Origin of the sequence: Marinobacterium sediminicola (genome assembly GCF_022343685.1) — a bacterium.
GTDB classification, from domain to species: Bacteria; Pseudomonadota; Gammaproteobacteria; order Pseudomonadales; family Balneatricaceae; genus Marinobacterium; species Marinobacterium sediminicola.
In genome coordinates, this window is sequence record NZ_CP092123.1 from 2,056,569 (window position 1) to 2,071,399 (window position 14,831).

14 protein-coding genes and 11 tRNA genes are annotated in these 14,831 nt (G+C 53.7%); 4 read left to right on the forward strand and 21 right to left on the reverse strand.

Annotation, left to right across the window (positions count from 1 at the left end):
* Positions 1 to 73: 73 nt before the first annotated feature.
* The 18 genes from pepN to LN244_RS09620 form a co-directional block, all read right to left on the reverse strand.
* The gene (pepN, locus tag LN244_RS09535) at positions 74 to 2,689 is read right to left on the reverse strand and encodes an aminopeptidase N (protein WP_239039567.1); all 2,616 of its coding nucleotides are present in this window, start codon (positions 2,687 to 2,689) and stop codon (positions 74 to 76) included.
* A 12-nt stretch (positions 2,690 to 2,701) separates the two neighbouring features.
* Entirely contained in the window at positions 2,702 to 3,535 is an 834-nt protein-coding gene (locus LN244_RS09540; protein ID WP_239039568.1) for a DUF2797 domain-containing protein, read from the reverse strand.
* Positions 3,528 to 3,797: a YeaC family protein gene (locus tag LN244_RS09545; protein WP_239039569.1), complete on the reverse strand. Its 270-nt coding sequence runs from the start codon at positions 3,795 to 3,797 to the stop codon at positions 3,528 to 3,530. Before LN244_RS09545 ends, LN244_RS09540 begins: the two co-directional genes overlap by 8 nt.
* Positions 3,798 to 3,842: 45 nt before the next feature.
* Complete coding sequence (locus LN244_RS09550; protein ID WP_239039570.1) at positions 3,843 to 4,697, reverse strand: rhomboid family intramembrane serine protease; 855 nt, start codon at positions 4,695 to 4,697, stop codon at positions 3,843 to 3,845.
* Complete coding sequence (locus LN244_RS09555) at positions 4,694 to 5,677, reverse strand: metallophosphoesterase (protein ID WP_239039571.1); 984 nt, start codon at positions 5,675 to 5,677, stop codon at positions 4,694 to 4,696. The genes LN244_RS09550 and LN244_RS09555 overlap by 4 nt, the downstream gene beginning before the upstream one ends.
* Positions 5,678 to 5,680: 3 nt before the next feature.
* Positions 5,681 to 6,568 carry an NAD(+) kinase gene (locus tag LN244_RS09560; protein ID WP_239039572.1) on the reverse strand — a complete coding sequence of 296 codons (888 nt, stop codon included), beginning with the start codon at positions 6,566 to 6,568 and terminating at the stop codon, positions 5,681 to 5,683.
* Between the two features lie 42 nt (positions 6,569 to 6,610).
* The gene (locus LN244_RS09565; protein WP_239039573.1) at positions 6,611 to 7,573 is read right to left on the reverse strand and encodes a 1-aminocyclopropane-1-carboxylate deaminase/D-cysteine desulfhydrase; all 963 of its coding nucleotides are present in this window, start codon (positions 7,571 to 7,573) and stop codon (positions 6,611 to 6,613) included.
* Positions 7,574 to 7,884: 311 nt separating this feature from the next.
* Positions 7,885 to 7,961: transfer RNA gene (locus tag LN244_RS09570), tRNA-Asp, on the reverse strand.
* A 6-nt stretch (positions 7,962 to 7,967) separates the two neighbouring features.
* A tRNA-Val gene (locus LN244_RS09575) sits at positions 7,968 to 8,043 on the reverse strand.
* A 127-nt stretch (positions 8,044 to 8,170) separates the two neighbouring features.
* Positions 8,171 to 8,247: transfer RNA gene (locus LN244_RS09580), tRNA-Asp, on the reverse strand.
* Positions 8,248 to 8,253: 6 nt separating this feature from the next.
* Positions 8,254 to 8,329 (reverse strand) — tRNA-Val (locus LN244_RS09585).
* A 45-nt stretch (positions 8,330 to 8,374) separates the two neighbouring features.
* A tRNA-Asp gene (locus LN244_RS09590) sits at positions 8,375 to 8,451 on the reverse strand.
* 6 nt (positions 8,452 to 8,457) lie between these two features.
* Positions 8,458 to 8,533, reverse strand: a tRNA-Val gene (locus LN244_RS09595).
* 45 nt (positions 8,534 to 8,578) lie between these two features.
* Positions 8,579 to 8,655 (reverse strand) — tRNA-Asp (locus tag LN244_RS09600).
* Between the two features lie 6 nt (positions 8,656 to 8,661).
* Positions 8,662 to 8,737, reverse strand: a tRNA-Val gene (locus tag LN244_RS09605).
* A gap of 45 nt (positions 8,738 to 8,782) precedes the next feature.
* A tRNA-Asp gene (locus LN244_RS09610) sits at positions 8,783 to 8,859 on the reverse strand.
* A 6-nt stretch (positions 8,860 to 8,865) separates the two neighbouring features.
* A tRNA-Val gene (locus LN244_RS09615) sits at positions 8,866 to 8,941 on the reverse strand.
* 45 nt (positions 8,942 to 8,986) lie between these two features.
* Positions 8,987 to 9,063 (reverse strand) — tRNA-Asp (locus LN244_RS09620).
* A gap of 213 nt (positions 9,064 to 9,276) precedes the next feature.
* On the opposite strand from LN244_RS09620, the gene syd reads away from it, so the two are divergent.
* A complete protein-coding gene (gene syd / locus LN244_RS09625) occupies positions 9,277 to 9,849 on the forward strand; it encodes a SecY-interacting protein (protein WP_275424676.1) in 573 nt (190 codons plus the stop codon).
* Here syd and LN244_RS09630 read toward each other — a convergent pair.
* On the reverse strand, positions 9,840 to 10,514 hold the full coding sequence (locus LN244_RS09630) for a DNA-3-methyladenine glycosylase I (protein ID WP_239039575.1): 675 nt from the start codon (positions 10,512 to 10,514) through the stop codon (positions 9,840 to 9,842). The two genes, syd and LN244_RS09630, sit on opposite strands and share 10 nt — an antisense overlap.
* 203 nt (positions 10,515 to 10,717) lie before the next feature.
* Between LN244_RS09630 and LN244_RS09635 the strand changes: the two genes are divergently transcribed.
* Both LN244_RS09635 and LN244_RS09640 read left to right on the forward strand, forming a co-directional pair.
* The gene (locus LN244_RS09635) at positions 10,718 to 11,932 is read left to right on the forward strand and encodes a pyridoxal phosphate-dependent aminotransferase (protein ID WP_239039576.1); all 1,215 of its coding nucleotides are present in this window, start codon (positions 10,718 to 10,720) and stop codon (positions 11,930 to 11,932) included.
* Between the two features lie 104 nt (positions 11,933 to 12,036).
* Positions 12,037 to 12,405, forward strand: a complete 369-nt coding sequence (locus tag LN244_RS09640) for a hypothetical protein (protein ID WP_239039577.1) — start codon at positions 12,037 to 12,039, stop codon at positions 12,403 to 12,405.
* Positions 12,406 to 12,411: 6 nt separating this feature from the next.
* Here LN244_RS09640 and LN244_RS09645 read toward each other — a convergent pair whose 3' ends face one another.
* Both LN244_RS09645 and LN244_RS09650 read right to left on the reverse strand, forming a co-directional pair.
* Positions 12,412 to 12,891, reverse strand: coding sequence for a 3'-5' exonuclease (locus LN244_RS09645; protein ID WP_239039578.1), 480 nt, complete (start codon positions 12,889 to 12,891; stop codon positions 12,412 to 12,414).
* A complete protein-coding gene (locus tag LN244_RS09650) occupies positions 12,888 to 13,805 on the reverse strand; it encodes a class I SAM-dependent methyltransferase (RefSeq protein ID WP_239039579.1) in 918 nt (305 codons plus the stop codon). Before LN244_RS09650 ends, LN244_RS09645 begins: the two co-directional genes overlap by 4 nt.
* 126 nt (positions 13,806 to 13,931) lie before the next feature.
* On the opposite strand from LN244_RS09650, the gene htpX reads away from it, so the two are divergent.
* Positions 13,932 to 14,822 (forward strand): protease HtpX, encoded by an 891-nt coding sequence (gene htpX, locus LN244_RS09655; RefSeq protein ID WP_239039580.1) that lies wholly within the window; start codon positions 13,932 to 13,934, stop codon positions 14,820 to 14,822.
* Positions 14,823 to 14,831: the final 9 nt, after the last annotated feature.

Sequence of the window (14,831 nt, forward strand, 5' to 3'; positions counted from 1 at the left end):
TCACAGCTAAAAGTTGTTGGGCCGCACTTGCAGCCCGATGATCGTAAACATGTCGGGGCATGAATACCCGTCTTCATATGAGGCTCTTACTCACAACCTCGTATACATCAGCCGAGAGTTCGTTGGTATCGATAATTCGTTGAAGCTGAGCTCGCATCAGACTGCCACGCTCGGCTGTGTAGCGCTTCCAGCGAGTCAAAGGGGTCAGCAAGCGAGCTGCTACCTGCGGATTCTGCTTATCCAGCTTCAAAATCCAGTCTGCCAGCCAAATGTAGCCTGATCCATCCTCGGCATGGAAGCTGGACAGATTCTGCGCACAAAATGAGCCTATCAGCGAGCGCAGCTTGTTCGGGTTACGCGCATCAAAGATCGGATGCTGAGCAAGCTCTTTTACTCGTTCCAGCGCCCCTTCTGTTGGGTCAGAAGCCTGAACGGCGAGCCATTGATTCATGACCAGAGATTCATGCTGCCATTGCTGATAAAACTCCTGCAACAGCTCTTCCGCTGTTTCACGGAACTCCGAATGTGCAACCAGTGACAAGGCAGCCAGTTGGTCGGTCATATTGTCGCTTTGCTCATACTGCTGACGAGTCAACTCAAGCCAGGGTTCACGCCCCGTCGCCATCAAATAGGCCAGTGCCAGATTTTTAAGACTGCGTCGTCCTGTCGATTCAGCATCTGGCGAGTAGGCTTCACCCGTATCGCAACGCTGATAAGCCATCAGCCATTCCTGCTCCAGCGCTTCGGCCAACGCTTTTCGCATGAACTCCCTTGCATCATGAATGGCTGCTACGTCAATCACGCCAGCCAACTCAGCGAGTTGAGCTTCAGATGGCAGGCGCAAACATTGGGTAACCATGGCAGGATCGAGAGATTCATCCAACAGCAGCTGTCGCCAGGCTGTCACCAATGTCTCAGGGCAGGTCATCGGCACTCCGTCTCGGTAGCGCTGCATCTGCTGTTGCAAAAGTCGAATGCAGAGACGCTGGCCCGCATCCCAACGGTTAAATCCATCAGGATCATTACTCAGCAACATCAACAGCTGTTCGTCGCTGTAGTCATACTCCAGCTTAACCGGCGCGGAGAAACCACGAAGCAAGGACGGCACAGGTCGACTGGCGATGTTGTCAAAGCGGAACTGCTGGATTTCCTTGGTCAACTCCAGCATGCCGCTGTAGAGCTCCTGCCCGTCCTCGGCCAGCAACCCGATATTCAATGGAATCAGATAAGGCTGCTTATGATCCTGGCCAGGAGACGGAGGGCAACTCTGACGCACCGTCAGGGTATACTCACAAGTCTCTGGATTGTAGCTGTCACTGACCTCCAGACGCGGCGTACCTGCCTGGGAATACCAGCGCTTGAACTGGCCAAGATCCCGACCGGATACAGCTTCCATGGCGGCAACGAAATCATCGGTGGTCACAGCCTGGCCATCATGGCGCTCGAAGTACAGGTCACTGCCCTTGCGGAACAAATCTGCCCCCAGCAGGGTATGCAGCATGCGCACCACCTCAGCACCCTTTTCATAGACAGTCAGGGTGTAGAAGTTGGATATTTCCATGTAAGACTCAGGCCTCACCGGATGCGCCATGGGTCCCGCATCCTCGGCAAACTGCGCTGTGCGAAGCAGGGATACATCCTCGATTCGCTTGACGGTTCGGGAGTTCATGTCTGCGGAAAACTCGGCATCCCGGAAAACCGTGAAGCCTTCTTTCAAACTCAGCTGGAACCAGTCACGACAGGTCACACGGTTTCCGGACCAGTTATGGAAGTATTCATGCGCGACCACACCTTCCACTCGCTGGAAACCCTGGTCAGTCGTCGTTTTAGGGTGCGCCAACACACAGGAAGTGTTAAAGATGTTAAGTCCCTTGTTCTCCATCGCCCCCATGTTGAAGAAGTCAACGGCAACGATCATGTAGATATCAAGGTCATATTCACGTCCGTATACATCCTCATCCCAACGCATGGCGTTCTTGAGGGATTGCATGGCGTAGTCGAGCTTGTCCAGGTCCTTGGGCTCAGCATAGATGCGAAGTGCGACCTCTCGCCCTGATGTCGTGGTATATCGATCTTCCAGCATGGCCAGATCGCCGGCAACCAGGGCAAAAAGATAACTGGGCTTGGGCCAGGGGTCATCCCAGGTCACCCAGTGACGCCCTTCTCCATCTTCGCCCGACTCGATCGGATTGCCGTTGGAAAGCAGTACAGGGTACAGCGCTTTATCTGCAACCAGCGTCGTCCTGAAAATTGACATCACATCAGGACGATCCGGGAAAAAGGTGATACGACGAAAACCTTCCGCTTCACACTGAGTACAAAACATGCCATCCGACTTGTACAACCCTTCCAGTGCGGTGTTCTCATGCGGCAAAAGTCGTGTCACGCACTCCAGCGTGAAGCTCTCGGGCACATTCTCTATCAGGAGCCGATCGCCCTTGCGCTGGTAATCGCAGGCCTCAAGAATTTCACCGTCGATACTAAGGCGACAGAGCTCCATATCGACGTCGCCGAATAGCTCCAGTGGTCTGCGTTTATCGGATACCAGCGGATTGGCCTGGACGCTGAGCTGTGCACGCACCAGAGTCTGTTCTTCTTCCAGTTCGAACCGCAGCTCGGTATGACTGATCAACCAGGCCGGCGGCTGATAGTCTTCCAGATAAATGGTTTCATGCTGCTTAGATGACATTACAACTCCAGGTTAAAAACTTAGCTGCACGTTATACGCCGCAAACTTGCGAATATTGATCACACCCGTATCAAGGATCAGATATTGCCCCTTGATGCCCAAAAGTACACCGGCCACTTCAGGATTCTTGTCAAAATTATGCGTGGCGACTTTGGTCGGATACTCAAGGACAGGATAATCAATATCAACCACATCAGCATCAAGGGCTCGGATGGCCGCTTGACCGTACTGGTCACGCAGGGCATCCAGCTGCAACGCACACAAGTCGAGCAGACGATCACGTTCGCTCAGCAGGTCGATCGGCTCAACCTGACCTTTCAGCATGGTCCGCCAGTTGGTCTTGTCACTGACATGGGCGGCTATGATCTGCTCGATCAGGCCGGAATGCAGCCGGGTGTCCACTTCAAGGATAGGCAGGGCCTGAATGGCACCCTGATCCATCCATCGCGTCGGCACTTGCTCACAACGCGTAATGCCCACTTTGACGCCGGATGAGTTGGCGAGGTATACCACGTGCGGCTGAAAGCAGTGTCGCTCTCCCCACGCGGGATCACGGCAGGTCCCTTCCTGAAAATGGCACTTCTCAGGTTTGACGATGCAGCTGTCACATTGCGGCAGACGCGTAAAACAGGGGTAGCAATAGCCCTGATTGAAGCTTTTCTTGGTCTTGCGGCCGCAGTGAAGGCAGTTGATATCACCGGTATGCACCAGTTTGATCGGTTTACCCAGATGAACATTGAGGTCAACCAGGGTATCTCCCAATGGCAACTGATACGTAACCGGTGAATCCAGACGAGTGTGCATTTTTCGAAGCGGGCCACACAGACCGGTATTCATTTCAGCCATCAGTCAGGATCTTCAAAACCTGTGGCTGCAGGGGATCTGTACCATGCTGACTGCCATCCGGCCGAGTTCTGTCAATAAAGCCGACACGCTGGTCTTCAGCCACATTGTGCTTGTGCTCATAGGCAATGACCGCACGCAGGCTGGTTTCCCGCTGCTCCTGAGTCAGGCGCTCACCATTTGGCCACTTACCCAGTTCAACGGCGCGTCTCAGTGACTGATAGACGTCAGGCGTCATCGCCTCAATCATTTTGTCGAATGTCATGATCACTACTCTCTCGATCTAATGGCTTCGATTCTAGCACAGCCACTAACCCTGGCGCCTGTTCAGCAGACGCCCGATGGGCAACCAGCACAACCCTGCCAGAAGACCAACCAGATGGGCAGTATTGGCGATCGAACCAAGCCCAACTCCCTCAAGTACACCCGTAAATCCGAGCGCCAACCAAAGCAGCAGCATTCCCATCAGCGCCGGCGGCAAACCGATACGCGGCCGTCCGCCCTGACGGTCCCATAGCCAGCTGTAAGCCAACAGCGCAAATACCACCCCAGACATGCCTCCAAACATGGGCCCACTAACCAGGTATTGCGCAAGGTTGGAAGCGATGCCACTGAACAGCGCCAAAGCCAACAGAGACAAACTGCCTTGAGAAGGCTCCATACGGGTACCAACGATCCAGACCCATAAGAGGTTAAACAGGATATGCAACAGACTGAAATGCATGAAGATCGGGGTCACCAGTCGCCAGACCTCTCCTGACATCAGCGTCTGGCCCAGCAGCGCATGGAGCATGGCATTACCCCTGACCTCAAAAGGCGTAAAGCTGAACCATGACATCCGATCCAGGTCGGCACCGAAACCGATAAAAAAACTGACCACAAAGCTCAGCACAATCAGGCTTAAGGTAACCGGCAACTCCGTCCAGTCAACGGGCCGTATGCGACGACGTCGACCTTCTTCCTGGACCTGAACCCGCGCCAGGTCACCTCCATTTCGCCAATAACGGTAGAGCTCCTGAAGCTGGACAGGATCCTGAGTGTCTGCAACCCAAAGCACTTGGCGCTCGCCTTCTTCCAACACCCGATGTGGAATCGAGTGTTGCCACAAAAAGGCGGTGAATTCCGTTAGATCTTCCTGCAGAGGCGCTTCAATAACGGGAATCATGAAGCGCCAACCTCGGCATTGGCCAAATGCACTTCACGCGCGACATCCACCCAAACGAATTTTTCCGGCAGGATTCGGCTCTCGTCATCAAGCCGATAAGCGACCAGCTTGCCGAATTTAACGGCGCTGTAATCGAGACAGGCGATATTGGATGTCACTGGCTGAGGGGTTCCCTGACGCCAGTAATGGCCAATGAACAGCGGCTTTTCTTCCGCTCCATAGCACAGAAGATCCTGACGCTGATCGTCAGTGATGGGTAAACGCGCCAAATGCGCAGGCAAGGGATCAGGCTGAAACACCACATCAACCAGATACTGAGGATCAGGCATCCAAAACTTGGTTCTGAAAAAATGACGCCTGAAACCATCCTTGCTGACCATGACTTCATTGTTGGGCAAGCGCAGATGCGTACCACGCAACAGCCGATCCATCACCTCCCATTCAAAACTGCCCTCGACCGCTGAACGATAAAGAAATGCCTTATCGATGCAGTTGCCACCATATTCCTTTCGAAAGCGATCAATCAGTTCCTGATGCCAGCATGCATGCACTACTCGAAAACGTTCAAACTCGAGGAACAGGGGCAACTGCTGAAACCAGTCGAGATAATCCTGCTGCTCACCCTCATAAGGCGAGAGCTGCTCGAGAGTCTGCTGAAGAATGCGCTGATGTCGGGCAGTATGTGCCCTGAGGTACTCACCCGGCTTGTCAGGATGAGGGGTCATGTAGCAGAGGTAGTTGTATTCGTGATTGCCCATAACGATGTGAGCCTGACCCGCCTCAACCATTTCACGAACCAGTTGCAGCGCCTCACGGATGTGTGGACCACGATCAATCACATCACCAATGAATATCACCTTCCGCTGAGGGTGTCGGTACACTCCGTTGACCTGGCGGTAACCCATGCGCGCAAGCAGCATGCGCAGGCTAAGAGCACAGCCATGTATATCTCCGATCAGGTCATATCCTTGGCAACTCACAACTTACTCCTGTTCGCCCAGTTTGGTACCCCAGCCCAATTTCTCTCGACAGGTACGATAGAAGTCGTAATCCAGAGGATGGAGCAACTTCAATTTGTGCGACTTCTTGCGAATGGTCACGCTATCCCCGGGCGCAAGGCTATGGTTAAGTTGGCCATCACAGGAAATGGATGGATAGGTTTTGTTCTCTTCGCTGATCACCAGCTTAAGCTCACTGTTACCGTCAACGACGATCGGTCTGCTGGAAAGCGTATGCGGGAACATTGGCACCAACACCAAAGCATCCAGTTTCGGATGCATAATCGGACCACCCCCGGACAAGGCATAAGCGGTAGATCCAGTTGGAGTCGAAACGATCAGGCCATCCGATTTCTGGGTGTAAACAAACTGGCCTTCAATGTACAACTCGAACTGGATCATTCGCGTTGCCTTACCCGGGTGCAACACACAGTCGTTCAAGGCCGTCATCTCACCAACCGGCTCACCATTACGCTTGATCTCCACATCCAGCAGGAACCGGGTGTCAACGGTATAGCGCCCTGACAGAACCTGGCTTAACTTATCCTCGAAGTCCTGAGGTGGCAGGTCAGTCAGAAATCCCAGGTTGCCACGATTGATACCCAGTACCGGAATATTGTTCTGTGCCAGTGAACGCGCCGCCCCCAAAAGGCTCCCATCACCTCCTACGACAATGCACAGATCACAGATCTCCCCCATCATCTTTTGCTTACAAACCTGCTGCCCATGGCCAGGCATCACTTCAGCGATGGTCTGATCCAAAATAACGTTCAACCCCCTGTCATCCAGAAAACGGATCAGTTCTTTCAGGGTGTCGATCACGGATTTGCTGCCAAGCCGCCCGATCAAACCAATATTTCGAAAGTTATCCATTCCTAGCCACGACTCCAGTCCGAGTATATTTTGATTTCACTATTATAAAGCCAGGGGGCCGACAAAATCAGGTGTCAGACCTTGCAACCGGGTCGCCATTCCTCTACGCCCCTGAAGGCCACCGGTATGCAACAGAATGACATGACTGCCCCGCCCTATGCCACCTCGCAAAACATGGCGAACCAATGCCATAAACGCTTTCACAGTGTAAACAGGATCAAGAGGCAACTGATAACGCTGCTCAATCTCGACCAGCGTACGCGCCAACTCGGGTGACAAACGTGCGTATCCGCCCAAATGCCCATCCGGAATCAACGACCAGCCGGCATCCTGATCAACACCTGTGGACTCAAGTAGCAGTTTCACATCCTGAAGCAGCCTTTCGCCGTATTTGAGCACAGGCACGCCCAGCACCTTCGCGCCAGCTGGTCGCCCGGCCACCAGACCCGCAAGCGTCCCTCCGGTACCGACCGCTGTCACCATGTAATCACACGCCGCATGCTTCAGGGCCGGTAAACCCCAGATCTCCTGAACACTGTGTACAGCCGCGACATTGGTACCTCCCTCGGGTATTACCCGGATAGCACCATACCGTGCACGAAGCCTGTCATGATAATCGGAGTCGTATCGACGCCGATATTCATCGCGGGTTACAAATTCCAATTGCATGCCCCAGCGACGCGCATCAGAGAGCATGGCATTTGCTGCATATTCAGGCTCCCCGCGAACTATCCCTATCGTTTTGATACCAAGAGAATGACCGGCATATGCCAAGGCATGAAGATGATTTGACCAGGCCCCACCAAAGCTGAGCAACGCCATACCCTCCTGACAAGCTTGTTCAAGGACAGGCATCAACTTGAACCACTTATTGCCACTGATCGCGGCATCAGTGAGGTCCAGTCTCAACACGGACAGAATAATTCCATGGCGGGCAAAAAAGCGGCTTGGAATTCTGTCCAGAGCGATTTCAGACGGAGATAAGGCAAAAGGGGAAGCAGACATGCTAGACGCCAGACAAATAAGTTTGATTCTACAGCATCAAGCTCAAAGCGGGGCGCGACCAGAATCGTCCAAAGGTATGTTTTTTATCGCACCAACGGCCAGAAAGAAGGCCATCATCGAATTAACCGAGACGAATACGAGTAAGGGGAATTGAAAGACCGGATGTTCTCAGGACGTTACGCCCCGCGACTTCAGCAAGACTTGCCAGAAATAGGCATTGAATTTGAAATTGACGGAACCCTGGACTTGCGGCCCAGAACATTCCATAGAGAGCTGACAGGCTGGCATCTAACCTCTTCATCTCTCAAAATTGGCGGAACGGACGGGACTCGAACCCGCGACCCCCTGCGTGACAGGCAGGTATTCTAACCAACTGAACTACCGCTCCGCGTTTTGGTGGGCGAAGAGGGGTTCGAACCCCCGACCCTCTGCTTGTAAGGCAGATGCTCTCCCAACTGAGCTATTCGCCCAAAACATGGTGGCTTGTTACGACTCCTCAGCGCTTTGAGAAGAAGTGGCGGAATAGACTGGACTCGCGACCCAGAACACTCCTCGTGAGCTGACAGGCAGGTATTCTAACCTCTCATCTCTCAAAATTGGCGGAACGGACGGGACTCGAACCCGCGACCCCCTGCGTGACAGGCAGGTATTCTAACCAACTGAACTACCGCTCCGCGTTTTGGTGGGCGAAGAGGGGTTCGAACCCCCGACCCTCTGCTTGTAAGGCAGATGCTCTCCCAACTGAGCTATTCGCCCAAAACATGGTGGCTTGTTACGACTCCTCAGCGCTTCGAGAAGAAGTGGCGGAACGGACGGGACTCGAACCCGCGACCCCCTGCGTGACAGGCAGGTATTCTAACCAACTGAACTACCGCTCCGTGCTTTGGTGGGCGAAGAGGGGTTCGAACCCCCGACCCTCTGCTTGTAAGGCAGATGCTCTCCCAACTGAGCTATTCGCCCAAAACATGGTGGCTTGTTACGACTCCTCAGCGCTTCGAGAAGAAGTGGCGGAACGGACGGGACTCGAACCCGCGACCCCCTGCGTGACAGGCAGGTATTCTAACCAACTGAACTACCGCTCCGTGCTTTGGTGGGCGAAGAGGGGTTCGAACCCCCGACCCTCTGCTTGTAAGGCAGATGCTCTCCCAACTGAGCTATTCGCCCAAAACATGGTGGCTTGTTACGACTCCTCAGCGCTTCGAGAAGAAGTGGCGGAACGGACGGGACTCGAACCCGCGACCCCCTGCGTGACAGGCAGGTATTCTAACCAACTGAACTACCGCTCCGTGCTTTGGTGGGCGAAGAGGGGTTCGAACCCCCGACCCTCTGCTTGTAAGGCAGATGCTCTCCCAACTGAGCTATTCGCCCAAAACATGGTGGCTTGTTACGACTCCTCAGCGCTTCGAGAAGAAGTGGCGGAACGGACGGGACTCGAACCCGCGACCCCCTGCGTGACAGGCAGGTATTCTAACCAACTGAACTACCGCTCCGTACAAATCATTCAGCAGGATATGCTCTTACGAATACACCCCGTGAATGAGGTGCGCATTCTAAGGAGTTTCTGAAAGTTGTCAATCACTATATTCAAAAAATTTCTTTTCATTACAGGGCAGTACAAAGATTAATCAATCTGTAACAAGCACTTGCGGTAACGACTCTGTTCAGCCAGAGTCCACACCAGTCGCATAAACAGTGGTAGGAACATGATAGACGCCAATACAGCAAAAGCACTGGACCATTTTATGTCACAGCTGGAACAGCTTCATGCCTCTAACGGCTGGCCCCGCCTCCCCTATGATTCAGACTGGCCAAGTCACTGCTATCTACAAACCGCGGATAACGGCATCGCCGTAGGCTGGCGCCCTGTTCTGAACACTGAAGGCACCGACATGTTTCAACGGCTGGAACAGGCCCTGGAGATTGGGATACATCCGGCCATCGTCGAGTATTTCAGTCGCTACTGGTCAGACCCCCTGCCCGCCCAGCTTCCTGATGGTCGCCGCATCTGCCTGTTGCAAACCTGGAATTCGGAGGACCTGGAGCGTCTTCGCAGCAACCTTATCGGGCACGCACTCAGCAAGCATAAACAAAAGCGCCCTCTTACACTGTTTTTCGCCACGCTTGAGCCCGAGAGTGATTATTTCCTCAGCCTGGACAATCAGGATGGCAGTATTTGGCTTGAGCGCCCAGGCAAGGCACCGGAAGAAAAGCTGGCCAACTCAATGGCCGATTTTCTGCTTACCCTGATGCCTCTGGCGATTGATGATCAAACCTGACCAATACTGTGCGCCAACAGCCGACTGATTTGACACAGAGGCTTGCCGGATTGTTCTCGCAGCTGATTGAACGCCGACTGCACCTGTATAAGATCTCTATGTGCTGTCGGCTTTTTATCAATGACCCCCTGAGCCTTGAGCGCCGTCACCACATCATCCGTCAGCATGAAAGTATCCTTGCCTAACATTCTCAAAAAATAGGCCGCGGAGTTGCCCCCCAACTGCTTACCCCTCTTTTTCAGCAATGCCCAAAGCTCGACAATTTCCTCTTCCGGCCAGTCTGCGATCATTTTTGCCACACTGCCGTATTCTTGCGCCAAATCCACCATCAGCATGGCGTTCGCTCGCGTCGCCTTGATCTTGCCAAAATGACGAATGATTTGATCGTTCTGCATGAGCCCTTCGAGCATCTCGTCACTCATCTCCTGAACAGCTTCAGGATTGAAATGATAGAAAGCCTCTTCAAATGCAGGCCACTTGGCATCCACCAGCGAGTGTTTTAGCCCGGCACGGAAAATACGTCGCGTCAGTGTCGAGAATATTCGATCATCAGCCAGCACCAACAGCTCTTCACGCCGCAAAGGCGCCTGACCCAGCAACTCATCCAGTGAACTCTCGGGATGGAAATTCATCGCCTGTGCACATAAATCCGACCAGCTTTTCATAGATTCCTTCTCATCTGAATTTGATGCCTGACCTTCGGTAACTACCTGCCCAGACCTTACCGGCAGGAGCCCGTGCAGCCATTGTCACAGCCACATCCGAGCGCGTATGATTGGGCACTTTAAATTTGCTGTCCAGTCAGAGCCACGCCCGGTTATTGTTACCACCTCCGTCCGTCGCTCCTGGAGCTCTCAGGAACGAGAAGATGTCTGTAATTCGCAAATCAAACAAGCTGATAAACGTCTGCTACGACATTCGGGGCCCCGTCCTGCAAGAGGCCAAGCGCCTCGAAGAGGAAGGTCATCGCATCCTCAAGCTGAATATTGGCAATCCTGCGCCATGGGGATTTGAAGCACCAGAAGAGATTGTGCAGGACGTCATCCTCAATCTCCCTGCGTCTCAAGGCTATTGCGACTCTAAAGGGCTGTTTTCCGCTCGTAAAGCCGTCATGCAGGAGTGCCAACGCAAGAATATCCGCAATGTCGGCATTGAAGACATCTATATTGGCAATGGCGTGTCCGAGCTGATCGTGATGGCGATGCAAGGCCTGCTGAATGATAATGACGAGATGCTCATTCCGGCCCCTGACTATCCGCTCTGGACAGCAGCAGTCAGTCTGGCCGGTGGCAATCCGGTCCACTACGTCTGTGACGAGCAGCAGGACTGGTTCCCGGACATAGATGATATCCGCAGCAAGATCACGCCCAATACCCGTGGGATCGTGGTCATTAACCCGAACAATCCAACGGGCGCCCTGTACCCCGAATCACTGCTGCTGGAAATTCTGGAGCTGGCCCGCGAGCACAAGCTGATTGTGTTTGCTGACGAGATCTACGACAAGATTCTGTATGACGGCAGCGAACACACCTCTTTGGCTTCACTTGCAGATGATGTGCTTTGCGTCACCTTCAACGGCCTGTCCAAAACCTACAGAGCGGCAGGGTTTCGCTCCGGCTGGATGATCATTAGCGGGCCCAAGCACAAGGCTCGCGACCTGATTGAAGGTTATGAAATGCTGTCCAACATGCGTCTGTGCTCGAATGTTCCCTCCCAGCATGCCATTCAAACCGCACTGGGCGGTTACCAGAGCATTAACGAATTGATCGTGCCCGGAGGCCGGCTACACGAGCAGCGCACTCTGGCCTGGGAGATGCTGAACAGCATTCCAGGGGTGTCCTGCGTCAAGCCCAAGGGGGCCATGTACCTGTTCCCGAAACTGGACCCTGCTCGCTATACAATCCGTAACGATGAGAAATTCGCCCTGGACCTGCTTCAGCAGCAAAAGGTGCTGATCGTCCAGGGCAGCGGATTCAACCACCCTGACACTCAGCATTTCCGTCTGGTTTTCCTGCCTTCGAAAGAGATCCTCAGCGACGCAATCGAGCGACTGGAAACCTTCCTGCGCACCTACGAGCAATAACGCTCCCTGAGTACAGCCCTCTTCCTTTCGGAGGGCTGTCAGCAAAATGTCATCAGTTCGACATATACTCTAGTCAGTAGCCACCCCTGACAGAGAGCCTTCCCATGTTTATCAAGATCAAGAAAAACAGCGGCATTCAGATGGAACACAATGGTCTGGAAAAAGGCCGCCTGGTGCCCGTGACCTCAAACTTTCTACTCAATCTGGATCAGGTTGCAGAAGTCTCTTTCTACACCATAAAAGAGCGCAAAACGCGCCTTGATCTGGAAGGGCATGAGCTTGAACTGCCGCTGCAGAGCCGAGTGATTCATCTGCAAATGGCCTACCTCTATGCAACTTACAAGGAAACCATCAACGGCAACAAAGGAAGACTGGTCGAACGCCAGTACTACAAGCTCTACTTTGCGCCCGAGAACGTGGATACCTACGAGGAGCTACGCAACCTGATCGAAGCGCAGGTCGGCAACCTCTAAAAATGATTAGCTGACGACACCACTGCGGGCTGCGGCGATGGCCAGGATTAGATCCTCAACATCCTGTAGCGCCCGGTGTCGCCTGAACTGAGAACGGGCAATGAACTGGTATTGTATTCGCTCCTCGGCGCTCAGAACCGCTTCCAGCCCAACAAGGTGAAAGCCCGGTTGTATGTCACAGGCATTAAACAGGCGGCGTAACCAGAAGCCGTCGTACTCCAGTGCATCACTGATCACCTCACGTCCCTTCAGGGCACGATTAAGTCGTATGCAAGCCTGCTCAGCGCTGATCCCTTCCTGCTGCAATAGCTCAGGCTCAATGCCGTGAAGCTCCTCGGCAAACTCATCCCAGTATTGCCAGTCAGGCACACTCTCGGGATTAATCAGGAAGCTGTCGAACGCACCTGTTTCAGTACATTTCCAGGCAATTTCGATCGGATAAGATTCACGTGCCAGACCACTGGCCTCCAGGTCAATACAGATCAAGCAGTCAACTCCTCTCGCTGATAGACCGTTACCTTGAGCCCCTGCAGCGTGCCCAACTCGGGGAAATCCTCACCGGCGCCAAAGCATTCAATGCAGGTGAAATCCGGCAGGTTTTCCTCCATCAGCACCTCAAGAAACTGTCGTGTTTCCTTAGGGTCATTATGGCACAGAACCACTTTTGAGCCTGGAACGGTCAGTTCCGGCAAGCGCCGCAAAACCTTGATGTAATCCTTTACAGCCACAAAACTGCCCGGCTGAAAGCTGGGTGGATCAATCACTACCAGCTCATAGGGCCCCGGCTTGCGCACGCGGCTCCACGACTTGAGCAAGTTGACTGCCAGGTAACGCACGTCGGCCTTTTCCTGCTGATTCAGCCGGTGATTCTGTCGCCCCGCCGAAAGTGCGCGCGAACTCATATCGACATTCACCACACAGGCTGCGCCCCCTGCCACTGCAGCAACGGAAAACGCGCAGGTATAGGCAAACAGGTTAAGTACACGAGCCCCCTGCGCATGATCACGCACCCATTGACGTCCAGGACGCATATCCAAGAACAGACCGGAGTTCTGAGGTGCCAAAGCGTCAACCTGATAGTGAAGCCCGGCCTCCCGGATAACATGCCTTTCTGGCACTTCACCCTGAAGAACCCTGACATCACCCTCAGCACCCACCCCTCGTGCCTGCCATACCACTGCTTCGATCTCGACCTGTGATGATAGCCAGGAGATAACCCTGTCAATTTCGACAGGCTCGGCAGGCTGCTTGTAGACCCGAATGACGGCAACAGGCGGCAACCAGTCGACCACCAGCCACTCATAGCCGGGCACCATGCCACCCCGCCCATGGAATAGCCGACGACTTTCGCCTTCTGCTTTTCGCAGCTGCTGCTCCATCCACTCGATGATCGACTGCATGCCTATTTCCTTAACAAAAGTCGCGCAGTATAACCATTGCTGGAAAGTACAGACAACGCACATTGAAACTTTACGCTGACGCCCATATCTAATCAGCAAACCCAACTTAAGGAACGATGAACCACCATGATGCGAATCATCCTCTTTCTAGCCACCAACCTGGCCGTCATACTGGTTGCCAGTGTCACTTTGAGCCTGCTGGGCGTTGACCACTATTTGAGTGGTTCCGGCCTCAACCTGACGTCACTGCTGATCTTCTGTGCCGTATTTGGTTTTGCCGGCTCGATTATCTCGCTGCTGATGTCCAAAACCATGGCAAAAATGTCCACGGGTACTCAGCTGATTGAGCAACCGCGCAGCGAAGAGGAACGCTGGCTGCTTGATACCGTTGCCGAGCTTTCACAGCAGGCAGGTATTAAAATGCCGCAGGTCGGTGTTTTTCCGGCGCAGCAGGCCAACGCCTTTGCCACCGGCTGGAACAAAAATGATGCCCTGGTAGCTGTCAGTGCAGGTCTGATGCAGCGTTTTCGTCCTGAAGAGATCCGAGCAGTTCTGGCTCATGAGATCGGCCATGTGGCCAACGGTGACATGGTCACCCTGGCGCTGATTCAGGGCGTGGTAAACACCTTCGTGATGTTTTTCGCCCGCATCGTCGGCTACGCAGTCGACTCTTTTCTGCGCCGTGACGAAGAAGGTCAGGGTGGCGTAGGCATCGGCTTCTACATTACAACATTCATATTCGAAATCATTTTTGGTGTTATTGCGTCCATGATCGTGGCCTGGTTCTCGCGCCGTCGCGAGTACCGTGCCGACGAAGCCGGCGCTCAGCTTGCAAGCCCGCACGCCATGATCGGCGCACTGGCCCGCCTGAAAGCCGAGTATGGCATCCCTGACCAGATGCCGTCACAGATGACAGCCTTCGGCATCAACAGCCATCTCAAGCAAGGTTTCATGGAGCTGTTCTCCAGCCACCCGCCGCTGGATGATCGCATCGCCGCACTTAAGCAGCAGCGATGATGATTTGAT

What these genes read in the sequence shown, in the direction of transcription:
- pepN (WP_239039567.1), bottom strand. Translation starts at nt 2,689, where the DNA reads ATGTCATCTAAGCAGCATGAAACCATTTATCTGGAAGACTATCAGCCG.
- htpX (WP_239039580.1), top strand. Translation starts at nt 13,932, where the DNA reads ATGATGCGAATCATCCTCTTTCTAGCCACCAACCTGGCCGTCATACTG.
- syd (WP_275424676.1), top strand. Translation starts at nt 9,277, where the DNA reads ATGATAGACGCCAATACAGCAAAAGCACTGGACCATTTTATGTCACAG.
- LN244_RS09540 (WP_239039568.1), bottom strand. Translation starts at nt 3,535, where the DNA reads ATGGCTGAAATGAATACCGGTCTGTGTGGCCCGCTTCGAAAAATGCAC.
- LN244_RS09630 (WP_239039575.1), bottom strand. Translation starts at nt 10,514, where the DNA reads ATGAAAAGCTGGTCGGATTTATGTGCACAGGCGATGAATTTCCATCCC.
- LN244_RS09560 (WP_239039572.1), bottom strand. Translation starts at nt 6,568, where the DNA reads ATGGATAACTTTCGAAATATTGGTTTGATCGGGCGGCTTGGCAGCAAA.
- LN244_RS09545 (WP_239039569.1), bottom strand. Translation starts at nt 3,797, where the DNA reads ATGACATTCGACAAAATGATTGAGGCGATGACGCCTGACGTCTATCAG.
- LN244_RS09640 (WP_239039577.1), top strand. Translation starts at nt 12,037, where the DNA reads ATGTTTATCAAGATCAAGAAAAACAGCGGCATTCAGATGGAACACAAT.
- LN244_RS09565 (WP_239039573.1), bottom strand. Translation starts at nt 7,573, where the DNA reads ATGTCTGCTTCCCCTTTTGCCTTATCTCCGTCTGAAATCGCTCTGGAC.
- LN244_RS09550 (WP_239039570.1), bottom strand. Translation starts at nt 4,697, where the DNA reads ATGATTCCCGTTATTGAAGCGCCTCTGCAGGAAGATCTAACGGAATTC.
- LN244_RS09635 (WP_239039576.1), top strand. Translation starts at nt 10,718, where the DNA reads ATGTCTGTAATTCGCAAATCAAACAAGCTGATAAACGTCTGCTACGAC.
- LN244_RS09650 (WP_239039579.1), bottom strand. Translation starts at nt 13,805, where the DNA reads ATGCAGTCGATCATCGAGTGGATGGAGCAGCAGCTGCGAAAAGCAGAA.